At 43.0% G+C, this 11,625-nt stretch carries 10 protein-coding genes; 3 read left to right on the top strand and 7 right to left on the bottom strand.

Annotation, left to right across the window (positions count from 1 at the left end):
• Positions 1 to 62: 62 nt before the first annotated feature.
• The 5 genes from prfA to rho all read right to left on the bottom strand — a co-directional run bounded on the left by prfA (position 63) and on the right by rho (position 5,592).
• Positions 63 to 1,136 (bottom strand): peptide chain release factor 1, encoded by a 1,074-nt coding sequence (prfA, locus tag WMO37_RS00285; RefSeq protein WP_227089785.1) that lies wholly within the window; start codon positions 1,134 to 1,136, stop codon positions 63 to 65.
• Positions 1,137 to 1,185: 49 nt separating this feature from the next.
• Complete coding sequence (gene prmC, locus WMO37_RS00280) at positions 1,186 to 2,049, bottom strand: peptide chain release factor N(5)-glutamine methyltransferase (protein WP_349153969.1); 864 nt, start codon at positions 2,047 to 2,049, stop codon at positions 1,186 to 1,188.
• Positions 2,050 to 2,060: 11 nt separating this feature from the next.
• A complete protein-coding gene (locus WMO37_RS00275) occupies positions 2,061 to 3,581 on the bottom strand; it encodes a DUF1385 domain-containing protein (protein WP_022433099.1) in 1,521 nt (506 codons plus the stop codon).
• A gap of 76 nt (positions 3,582 to 3,657) precedes the next feature.
• Positions 3,658 to 3,864 carry a 50S ribosomal protein L31 gene (rpmE, locus tag WMO37_RS00270; RefSeq protein WP_022433098.1) on the bottom strand — a complete coding sequence of 69 codons (207 nt, stop codon included), beginning with the start codon at positions 3,862 to 3,864 and terminating at the stop codon, positions 3,658 to 3,660.
• A 186-nt stretch (positions 3,865 to 4,050) separates the two neighbouring features.
• Positions 4,051 to 5,592, bottom strand: a complete 1,542-nt coding sequence (rho, locus tag WMO37_RS00265; protein WP_022433097.1) for a transcription termination factor Rho — start codon at positions 5,590 to 5,592, stop codon at positions 4,051 to 4,053.
• 239 nt (positions 5,593 to 5,831) lie between these two features.
• Here rho and WMO37_RS00260 point away from each other — a divergent pair, with 239 nt between their 5' ends.
• The 3 genes from WMO37_RS00260 to WMO37_RS00250 are packed head-to-tail and all read left to right on the top strand — an operon-like array spanning position 5,832 to position 8,473.
• Complete coding sequence (locus tag WMO37_RS00260) at positions 5,832 to 6,986, top strand: NAD(P)-dependent malic enzyme (RefSeq protein ID WP_349153968.1); 1,155 nt, start codon at positions 5,832 to 5,834, stop codon at positions 6,984 to 6,986.
• Positions 6,987 to 6,989: 3 nt separating this feature from the next.
• On the top strand, positions 6,990 to 7,961 hold the full coding sequence (gene mnmL, locus WMO37_RS00255; protein ID WP_349153967.1) for a tRNA modification radical SAM protein MnmL/YtqA: 972 nt from the start codon (positions 6,990 to 6,992) through the stop codon (positions 7,959 to 7,961).
• Positions 7,958 to 8,473, top strand: coding sequence for a DUF4364 family protein (locus WMO37_RS00250; RefSeq protein WP_022433094.1), 516 nt, complete (start codon positions 7,958 to 7,960; stop codon positions 8,471 to 8,473). Before mnmL ends, WMO37_RS00250 begins: the two co-directional genes overlap by 4 nt.
• A gap of 151 nt (positions 8,474 to 8,624) precedes the next feature.
• Here WMO37_RS00250 and yihA read toward each other — a convergent pair whose 3' ends face one another.
• Complete coding sequence (yihA, locus tag WMO37_RS00245) at positions 8,625 to 9,206, bottom strand: ribosome biogenesis GTP-binding protein YihA/YsxC (RefSeq protein ID WP_349153966.1); 582 nt, start codon at positions 9,204 to 9,206, stop codon at positions 8,625 to 8,627.
• Positions 9,207 to 9,248: 42 nt separating this feature from the next.
• The gene (gene lon, locus WMO37_RS00240) at positions 9,249 to 11,603 is read right to left on the bottom strand and encodes an endopeptidase La (protein WP_349153965.1); all 2,355 of its coding nucleotides are present in this window, start codon (positions 11,601 to 11,603) and stop codon (positions 9,249 to 9,251) included.
• Positions 11,604 to 11,625 lie beyond the last annotated feature (22 nt).

The following is an 11,625-nucleotide window of genomic DNA, read 5'->3' as shown; positions in this document are numbered from 1 at the left end:
AAACGAGAAAAACAGCGTGGGACAGATGTCTCACGCCGTTTTATAGTATATAAATTTCAGTTTTATTCATCACCCATTTTCGCCAATTTAGCTGCCTGGTCTGCCGCGATGCAGGCATCGATGATTTCCTGGATATCGCCGTCCATAATCTTGTCCAGCTTATACAGCGTCAGACCGATTCTGTGGTCGGTTACACGTCCCTGTGGGAAGTTGTAAGTACGAATCTTTTCAGAACGGTCACCTGTACCAATCTGGCTTCTTCTCGCATCTGCTTCCGCATCATGTGCCTTCTGAATCTCTAAATCATAGAGTTTTGCACGCAGGAGAGCAAATGCCTTTTCTTTATTCTGAATCTGTGACTTTTCTGTCTGTGAATAAATAACAATGCCTGTCGGATAGTGGGTCAGTCGTACAGCGGAATCCGTTGTATTGACACACTGTCCGCCGTTTCCGGAAGCACGCATAACATCGATACGGATATCTTTTTCATCAATCTGGATATCTACTTCTTCTGCTTCCGGCATAACTGCAACCGAAGCCGTAGAAGTATGGATACGTCCGCCGGATTCTGTTTCCGGCACACGCTGTACACGGTGTACACCGCTTTCATATTTTAAAACAGAGTATGCACCCTGTCCCTTTACCATGAATTCGATTTCCTTCATACCACCAATGCCTGTTTCATCCGCGTTGACAACTTCGACCTTCCAGCCCTTTGATTCTACATAATGGGTATACATACGGAACAGCTCTGCCGCAAAAAGTGCCGCTTCATCACCGCCCGCACCCGCACGGATTTCAACGATAATATCCTTGTCATCATTCGGATCCTTTGGCAGAAGTAAAATTTTAATTTCATTTTCCAGTTCTTCTACGCGTTTTTTCGCTTCATTTAATTCTTCTTTTGCCAGTTCCTTTAATTCTTCATCGGATTCTTCATCTAAAAGCTGTAAACTGTCTTCAATTGTCTGCTTACAGTTTTTGTATTCTGTATACGTAGCAATTAACGGAGCCAGACTGCTCTGCTCTTTCATCAGCTTTCTAAAACGGTTCTGGTCATTAACCACATCCGGATTTCCCAGTTCTGCCGTAATATCCTCATAACGGTTTACGGTATCTTCCAATCTGTCAAACATATCCATAATCTATTTTATCCTTTCTTTCCGGTTCTCTGTCTTTCTTTATTTATAATCTGCCCATAACGACTCTGTCAAGTCCCGCCAAATCTTTTACGGTTGACACCTGTGTATAGCCTTCTTTACAAAGCAGTGCTTCGACTGCCGCAGACTGGTCATAGCCGATTTCGTAAAACAGCCGGCCGCCGGGTTTTAAAAAGCCTTTCGCCTGCTTTGTAATCTTTCTGTAAAAATATAATCCATCCTCATGTCCGTCCAATGCCAGCACCGGGTCATGCAGGCGCACTTCCTCCGATAAACTGTCAATCACCTCTGTACAGATATACGGCGGATTGGAAACCACAATATCCACGGACTGTTCCATAAGATACTTTCCTGCGTTTTCAAATAAATCGCTCTGAATCAGTGTCACATTTTCCGGTGCAAGGGCTTCTTGATTAGCCTTTGCAACCGCAAGTGCCTTCCCGGAAATATCCACACCGATACCCTTTGAAAGCTTTCGTTCCAGTGCAACAGACAGCAGAATGCAGCCTGAACCGGTACACATATCTACAACTGTCATACCGTCCGTACAGACCTTTAACACCTGCTCCACAAGCACTTCCGTATCCGGTCTTGGAATCAGTACATCGGGACTGACCTTAAATTCATGTCCGTAAAAAAATGCCCTGCCTAAAATGTGCTGCAACGGCTCATGACTGCTTCTACGTTCAATATAGTCAAAAAAACGTTCCTGTTCTACACGGGTAAGCAGCTTTGATCCATTCATCAGATAATATGTCCTGTCCATGCCGTTGATTTCAGACAACAGGGCATAGCTGTCGTAGTCTGCATTTTCAATGCCGCACTGTTTCAGTCTTTTTGCACCCTCACGCACCGCGCCGGATATGGTCAGATTTTCCTGTATCATCATATCCCTGCACATCACTTTTTATCCACTCTCTCTTTGAAAAGAGGAAGTTCCTCTGCGTAATCTTCGTCTTCTTCATCCTCGATAAATTCAAAGCCGTCGCCTTCTTCAAGCCCCTTATCGCTTGCTACTGACAGATTACTTTCGGATGCCTGCTGTGCTGCCGTGTCCACAGATTCCTGCGGGTCTTCTATAATTTCAAAGCCCTCCGGCAGTTCATCATCGTCCTCATCATCTTCTCCGGCTTCTGATTCCTGTGATTCTGACTGCTGTTTTATATCTGCATTTTCACTTTCCGGCTCAGACTTTTCTTTATTTTCTGCCGGACTGCCGGTTTCGGACTGCTGTTCTGAATTTTCAGTGCTGTCCGGATTCTTTTCCTGCTCTTTTGCACCCTCTGCGTCCGTAATCTGACCGCCTTCTAATATATCCGTATCATCCGGTGCAATATATTCTTTTTCAGGCTGTGTCGTCTGCTGTGTATTTTCCTGTACAACTTCATCCGGATTTAAGGAACGTGTATTCCGATCCGCACCTGTCGTAATGGTCGATGTAATCGCAAGAGAAGCTTCGTTGGCTGCCATTTCCGCTACCGGCTGTTCGGTATCCTTATAATAATCCAATAAAAATGCTTCCCAGTCAAAGACTTCTTCTACTGCTTTAATCGCCACTTCAATCATATCCATATCCGGTTCTTTGGTCGTGAGCTTCTGAAGCCACAGCCCCGGCTTGCTGAGTGCTGTGATAAATACATTTTCGCTTCTGCCCGCCCAGCGGATTAATTCATATGAAACTCCCGCAATGACCGGAATCAGCAGGATTCTTAAAACGAGCTGCACCGCCGTATTTTCGATTCTGATAAATATAAAAAATATCACACTGACAAACATCACCAGAAACAAAAAGCTTGTTCCGCAGCGCTTGTGATAACGCGAGCTGTTTTTTACATTTTCCGGTGTCAGTCTTGCGCCATGCTCAATGCAGTTGATACACTTATGCTCTGCACCGTGGTACATAAATGTTCTTTTAATATCCTTCATCTGTGAAATTGCCAGTATGTATAAAATAAATAAGACAACTCTCACAAGACCTTCTATAAAATTCAACAAAAATTGAGAAGAAACATAAGGTGTCAGCAGTCTGGATACAAAATACGGAATGAGCATAAACAGTCCTACTGCAAATACAACAGATAAAATAACCGTAAACGCCATTAAAACCGCTTCTAATTTATCTTTAAAAACAGCCCTTCCGATTTCATCGGCTTTTGTACTCTTCTGCTCTGCCGGATCATCATAAAACGAAGCCGAATAATTGATTGTGGAAATTCCCGTTACTAAAGAATCCACAAAGCTGTATACTCCCCGGATTATCGGATAATTCAGCCACGGATGTTTCTTTTGCAGCTGATTACAATCTCTGACTGTTACTTCTATTTCATTATCTGGCTTACGGACTGCAATGGAATACTGATCCTTATTGCGCATCATAATTCCTTCAATAACAGCCTGTCCGCCGATTCCTGATGGTTTCATCGCACACCTCTAAGCATATTTTTTACCATAATAACAAAAAAGTTGAGGTCTGGTCAACCTCAACCTTATGTTCTGATTAATTGTTCTGTACGCCGTACTTCTTGTTGAACTTATCAATACGTCCGCGAACAGATGATGCCTTCTGCTGTCCTGTATAGAAAGGATGGCACTTTGAGCAAATTTCAACATGGATTTCTTCCTTTGTTGAACCTGTAACAAATTCATTACCACAGTTGCAAACAACCTTTGCCTGATGGTACTCTGGATGGATTCCTTCTCTCATGATTTTCACCTCTTTAATATTTAAATAAGTATTGTCATTGTGAGACGAATCTCACAAAGTGATCTCTTTATCTGTGATAAACAGCTTTCTTATTGTATCATAAGGATATTATGAATGCAAGCATTATTTTTAAAATTTTTTTCTGATTTTAACAGACCGGTCCGTCCTTTCATAAACCTCCGGTTTCTATATATAACGGTTCTTGCGGACGGTCTGTACAAATTCTGCATTATTTCTTGTCTTTGCAAATAAGTCTAAGATGCGTTCTGCTGCTTCATCTGTCTTTAGTCCGTTTAACGCCTTCCGCATAATATCTACCGCTTCCTGTTCTTCGCGGCTTAACAGCAAATCTTCACGTCGTGTACTGGACTTTGCAATATCAATCGCCGGGAACACTCTCTTTTCAGACAGCTTTCTGTCAAGTACCAGTTCCATGTTACCCGTTCCCTTAAATTCTTCAAATACAACATCATCCATCTTACTGCCCGTTTCAACCAATGCCGTTGCCAGAATGGTAAGGCTTCCGCCTTCTCTCATATTTCTTGCCGCACCAAAGAAACGCTTTGGCATATGCAGTGCCGCCGGGTCCAGACCACCGGATAAGGTTCGTCCGCTTGCCTGTACAGTAAGATTATAGGCTCTTGCCAGTCTTGTAATACTGTCTAATAAAATAATAACATCCTGTTTCTGCTCCACCAGACGCTTTGCACGCTCGATAACCATTTCAGATACACGTCTGTGACGTTCCGGCAGTTCATCAAATGTAGAATAAATAACTTCCACATTATCCCCTGTAATGGACTCTTTAATATCCGTAACTTCTTCCGGACGTTCATCAATTAACAGAATCATCAGGTGCATTTCCGGGTTGTTCTTGGTTACGGCTGTCGCAATCTGCTTTAACAGGGTTGTCTTACCGGACTTTGGCTGTGATACAATCATGCCTCGCTGTCCCTTGCCAATCGGAGAAATCAAATCTACCATGCGCATTGCCACGGTATTTGTATTTTTCTCTAAATGAATTCTCTCATTCGGGAAAATCGGTGTCAGTTTTTCAAATGCCGGTCTTTTGGTTGCAAGCATCGGATCTAATCCGTTGACAGACTCAAGATATAAAAGCGCTGAAAATTTTTCATTCTGTGTACGGATACGCTTCGGTCCTTTGATAATATCACCTGTCTTTAAATTAAAGCGGCGGATCTGTGTCGGCGATACATACACATCATTTTCACCCGGCAGGAAATTCTCACAGCGGATAAATCCATATCCCTCTGCGAGGACTTCAAGGATTCCGTTTGCATCGGGTTCATCGGATTTCATATCACTTCTGTAGTCCTGACGGTCATTCCTGTATTCCGTTCTGTCGTTTTTATAATCCTGTCTGCCTTCATAGTGGCGGTATTCACGGCGTTCTTCATAATGCGGACGCTCATTGCTTCTCTGTGCATTATCGTTTCTTGTGTAACGCGGTGTTTCTTCACTTCTTCCGGTACGTGCTGCCGGTGCTGCCGTACTTTGAACCTCCTGGTGTTCTTCCTGTCTTTGTGTACTCTGTGCTTCGGTATTCTGTTTTTCCGATGCTTCTGCCTGTGCTTCTTCTCCACCTGAAGCTTCAATAATTGCATCAATCAGCTCTGCCTTGCGCATCGCTGTAATTCCTTTGATTTTTTTATCCTTTGCAAACTCACGTAATACAACTAAAGATAATGTCTGAAGTTTTTCTCTCATATCTTAATACTCTCCTAAAATAAATTCCATTCCTATAAATAAATATAACAAATATAAACAGGGAATCCGGTTACTGAATCAGCACCACTTATGAAAATCTCATTACTGTTTCTCTATTATACACCTTTTTGTCATAATTTCAAACCTTTCTTTTTCTAAAAATATATTGCCGTCAGATTTTGTATATGGTATGATTTAAAGTATCTTTGGATTTTTAAGAAAGGCAGGTATTATTTATAATGACAAATGCAGAAAAGGCTTTACAGCTTCATGAGGAATGGAACGGAAAATTTGAAACAACACCAAAGATGGATATTGCAACAAGGGAAGACCTTGCGTTAGCTTATACTCCGGGTGTTGCTGAACCATGTAAGGTCATCGCAAAGGATAAGGAAGCAGCTTACAAGTACACCATTAAGGCAAACACTGTTGCCGTTGTATCAGACGGCAGTGCTGTTTTAGGACTGGGCAACATCGGCGCTCACGCAGCCATGCCTGTTATGGAAGGAAAGGCTGTTCTTTTCAAATCCTTCGGCAGTGTCAATGCTGTGCCGATTTGTCTGGACACACAGGATACAGAGGAAATTATCAAGACTGTTGTCAATATTGCACCTGCCTTTGGCGGAATTAATCTTGAAGATATTTCCGCGCCGCGATGCTTTGAAATCGAGTCCCGTTTAAAGGAACTCTTAGACATTCCTGTTTTCCACGATGACCAGCACGGTACCGCAATTGTTGTACTTGCCGGTATTATCAATGGTTTAAAGGTTACAGGAAAGACAAAAGAAGACTGTCAGGTTGTTGTAAACGGTGCCGGTTCTGCCGGCGTTGCCATTACAAAGCTGCTCCTTACATATGGATTTAAGCATGTTACCATGTGCGACAAGTCCGGTATCCTTTCTAAAGGAAGCGAAGGTTTAAACTGGATGCAGGAATCCATGATGGATGTTACGAATCTTGAACATAAGACCGGTTCACTGGCGGATGCTTTAAAGGGTGCTGATATTTTTGTCGGTGTTTCCGCTCCGAATATTGTAACTCCTGAAATGGTTCAGTCCATGAACAAAGATGCGATTATCTTTGCCATGGCAAATCCGGTTCCTGAAATTATGCCGGACGTTGCAAAGGCTGCAGGTGCAAAAGTGGTCGGTACAGGCCGTTCTGACTTTCCGAACCAGGTCAACAACGTTATCGCATTTCCGGGTATCTTTAAAGGCGCACTCGAAGGCCGTGCAACACAGATTACCGAGGAAATGAAGCTGGCTGCTGCACTTGCCATTGCTAATTTAGTTCCTGAGGATGAAGTCAGCGATGTCAACATTTTACCGGAAGCTTTTGATGAACGCGTTGCTGATGTCGTAAGTCAGGCTGTAAAAGACCATATTACCAGATAGTCCATGAAACCTTACTACTATTCACTAAGCGAATATTTAAAGGAAACGTATGGCTGTAAAATGTACAAGCTTTCTTTAAGCGGCGGCATGACCTGTCCCAACCGTGACGGACGGATTGACACACGTGGCTGTATTTTTTGCAGTGCAGGCGGTTCCGGTGATTTTTCAGGAGAGGCACTGATTGGAAACAGTGCCTCTTTACTTGCCGGAGGCATTGTGACACCGCAGCATACTAAAATTCCAGGCATTGCTGCACAGATTGAAGCCGAAAAAGCACTTATCAGCCGTAAATATAACGGCGGTCAGTATATCGCTTATTTTCAGTCATACACCAATACGTATGCACCGGCCGATTATTTAAGACAGATTTTTACCGAAGCAATCCGGCACGATGACGTCCGGATTCTTTCTATTGCAACAAGACCGGACTGCATTACACCAGCGATTGTTACACTGCTTTCTGAATTAAATGCCATAAAACCGGTCTGGGTTGAACTGGGACTTCAGACAATCCATGAAAGCAGCGCCCGCTATATCCGCCGCGGCTACAGTCTTTCTGTATTTGATGATGCCATGAAAATGCTGTCTGATGCCGGAATTGAAACAATTGTGCATATGATTCTCGGACTGCCCTCTGAATCGCAGGAAATGATGTTACAGACCGCAGATTATATCGGACACAGCGGAGCCTCCGGCATTAAACTCCAGCTGTTACATGTTCTTTCCGGCACAGACCTTGCACGCGATTATGAAGAAAAGCTTTTTACCGTCATGACGGAAGACGAATATCTTGATTGCCTTGGGAAAATTTTAGAGATTCTTCCGCCGGATATGGTAATTCACCGGCTGACGGGTGACGGTGCAAAAAAACTGCTGAAAGCTCCTTTATGGAGTGCCAACAAAAAACAGGTAATGAACCGGATGAACCGGTATTTTAAAGAGAATAACATTTGTCAAGGACGGTTATATCAATGAATACAGAAGCAACTACTTTATACAAATTGATGGTTTTATATATGTTAAGTAAAGTGAATTTCCCACTTTCCAACAGCCAGATTGCTGATTTTATGCTGGACAAACAATATACAACCTATTTTACACTGCAGGAAGTTTTAAGCTCCCTTGCAGATGATGGCTTTGTTAATGTCCTGACATACCGAAGCAGCACCCAGTACCGGCTGACATCTTCCGGAAAAGACACCATTTCCTTTTTCAGCAACAAAATATCCAATGCAATCCGTGAAGAAATCGATGTCTATCTGATTGAAAATAAATACGAACTGCGCTGTGAAACCGGAACCCTGTCCGACTACTACCGTTCCACAAACGGCGACTACATCGTACACTGCATCGTAAAAGAAGGCAAAACCAACCTCATTGAGTTAAACATTGCCGTCCCGTTAGAAGAACAGGCCGATGCCATGTGTTCCAAATGGCGCGAAGGCAGTCAGGAAATCTACGATTTCATTATGCGGAAGCTGATGTAAATAAAAACTATATTTATAATAAAAGCCCGGCAGAATAAGTGAATGAAAAAATACTTATTCTGCCGGGCTTCCGCTTCCCTCTCGGGGTTTTTATATGCCCATACTGAAGTCAAGTGCTAACGTTGAAGCAGGGGCATATAGAAAACCCAATCTATAAATACTGCTCAATCGTTTCCCACAGCTCCGGGATTCCCTGCTTCGTCTGTGAGGAAACAGGAATTAATATATCATCTTTTTCAAGTCCAAGTCCTGTGCGGACAGCTTTAACATGCTTTGGAATCTGGCTGCGCTTTAATTTATCCAGCTTTGTTGCAATAATAACCGGGTGGTATCCATTTGCAACAATCCAGTCATACATCATTTTATCGTTGGCTGACGGGTCATGACGGATATCAATCAGCAGAAAGACCTGACGAAGCTGTTTGGACACTTTCAGATACTTTTCTACCATTTTACCCCATTTTGCTTTTACCTGCTGATTGGCATTGGCATAGCCGTAGCCCGGTAAATCCACCAGAAACATTGCATCATTGATATTATAATAATTGATTGTCTGTGTCTTACCCGGCTGTGAAGATGTTCTGGCATAAGACTTACGGTTCATCAACGCATTGATGAGTGAAGATTTTCCCACGTTGGATTTTCCTGCAAATGCCACCTCCGGCAGTTCAGTTTGTGGAATTGCGCTTGTAACACCAATGACAATATCCAGATTTACTTTTTTGATAATCATACAACTCTCCATTCTGCTGACATCTCATGCCATACATTTTCACTATTTATCCTGATTCCCGGGAACCAGTGCATGCTCAAGTACCTGTTTCATTTCCGAAACAAAAACAATCTCCATGCCGCCTGTAATTTCTTCATCAAATTCTTCCACGTCACTTCTGTTTTCGGACGGAACAAGGACTTTTTTCATTCCTGCCGTCTTTGCCGCGAGCAGTTTTTCCTTTAATCCGCCAATCGGAAGCACTCTGCCGCGGAGTGTCACTTCCCCGGTCATTGCAACATCGGCATGAACCGGAATTCCTGTCACTGCAGAAAGCATCGCCGTTGTCATTGTTACACCAGCTGACGGACCATCCTTTGGCACTGCGCCTTCCGGAATATGTAAATGAATACTGTGTGTATCAAAATATTCCTGTTCGACCTTATACTTCCTGCCTGATGTAATAGAGCGCACATAAGTCAGTGCAATCCGTGCGGATTCCTGCATGACATCACCCATTTGTCCGGTGAGAATCAGTTCACCCTTACCCGGCATTGTATTGACTTCAATTTCTAACGTATCCCCGCCGACACTTGTCCATGCCAGTCCACGCACAATACCGACTTCATTCTTTTTATGGATATTCTCCGGCTTAAATTTTACTTTTCCTAAGAAATCCTTTAAATTCTTATCTGTAATGCGGATACTCTTTACTTCTTCATTCAATTCTCCGTTGCCGTGATAGAGCTGGCGCACTGCCTTGCGGCATACCTTTGCGATTTCACGCTCTAAGCTTCGCACACCGGCTTCCCTTGTATATCCGTCAATCATGCTTTCAAGCGCCTTATCGGAAAATTTCAGCTGTTTTGCCATCAGTCCGTTTTTCTCAAGCTGCTTTGGCACTAAATGTTCTTTTGCAATGTGCAGCTTTTCATTTTTGGTATATGAGCTGACCTCGATAATCTCCATTCGGTCTAACAGCGGTCTACTGACAGTTGATAAATCATTTGCCGTTGCAATAAAAAGCACCTGTGAAAGGTCTGTCGGCAGTTCAATATAGTGATCGACAAAATGGCTGTTCTGCTCGCTGTCTAATACCTCCAACAGCGCTGAAGCCGTATCGCCCTTATAATCACTGCTGATTTTATCAATTTCATCTAACAGCATAAGCGGATTTTTCACGCCTGCCGCTTTAAATGCCGTAATAATTCTGCCCGGCATTGCACCGACATAAGTCTTTCTGTGTCCGCGGATTTCTGCTTCATCACGTACACCACCCAGACAGATACGCACATATTTTTTATTCAGTGCTTTTGCCACAGAACGCGCAATTGAAGTTTTTCCCGTTCCCGGAGGTCCTACAAGACAAAGAATCGGTGCATCACCCTTGCTTGTAATATTACGGACTGCGAGCGATTCTAAAATACGCTCTTTGATTTTTTTCATGCCATAATGATCTTCATCCAACACCTGTGCTGCAGCATCTAAATCACGGTTATCCTCTGACATCTTATCCCACGGCATTTCAAGCAGCGTTTCGATATAACCGCGCTCCACGTTCGCTTCTGCTGACCCCTGGCTTAATATTTTATAACGCTTGATTTCCTTGCGGATTTTTTCTTTAATTTCCGCAGCTGCTTCCAGTTCTTTTACTGCAGCACAAAATTCTTCAATTTCAGAACCGTCATCTTCGCCGTCTAATTCTTCATTTAAGACTTTTAACTGCTCTCTTAAAATATACTCTTTCTGGTGTTTATCTACTTTTTCTTTGACTTTTTCAGAAAGCTCTTCTTTAATTCTGCTGACATTCGTATCTTCGATCAAGAGTTTGCCCGCATATTCATACATTTCTTCCAAAGAATCCAGTTCCAGCATATGCTGGCGTTCCCTGTACTCCATCGGATAGTCGATTGTAAACCGTTCCAGCAGCTTTCTGGCACTGTTCATACCCAGCCATTGCTTTAAAATGTCACGGCTCATCCTTGGATTGGCAAGTGCGTACTGACGAATCAGTTCTCTTAACCCCGTAAGCATGGCTTTATTGAGTGTCGGGTCTAATTCCTGCGGCGGCTGCTCATTTACTGCAACCTCTGCCACAAGCATTCCATCCGCCTGCGTAACACCTTCAAGCGTACCCTTCTTCACACCTTCTACCAGAACACGCACTACGCTGTTTGGCAGCTTTATGAGCTGTTTAATCTTTACCAGTGTACCTACATGATATAAATCTTCGTATTCCGGGTCAGAAACTTCCGGGTCAACCTGTGTTGCCAGAAAGATTTTCTGGTCTTTTTCCATTGCCTTTTCTACTGCATGAATTGATTTTTTTCTGCTTATATCAAAATGTATGACCATGTCCGGCAACACGGTCATACCTCTTAATGCAATCAATGGCAAATTTATATTTTTCATTTCCATATAAACCTAACCTTTTAGTTTT

The organism is Lachnospira intestinalis, assembly GCF_040095895.1.
Taxonomy (GTDB): Bacteria; Bacillota; Clostridia; order Lachnospirales; family Lachnospiraceae; genus Lachnospira; species Lachnospira intestinalis.
Note: the sequence above shows the minus strand (reverse complement) of the source record. Positions and strands in the feature narration are given on the sequence as shown.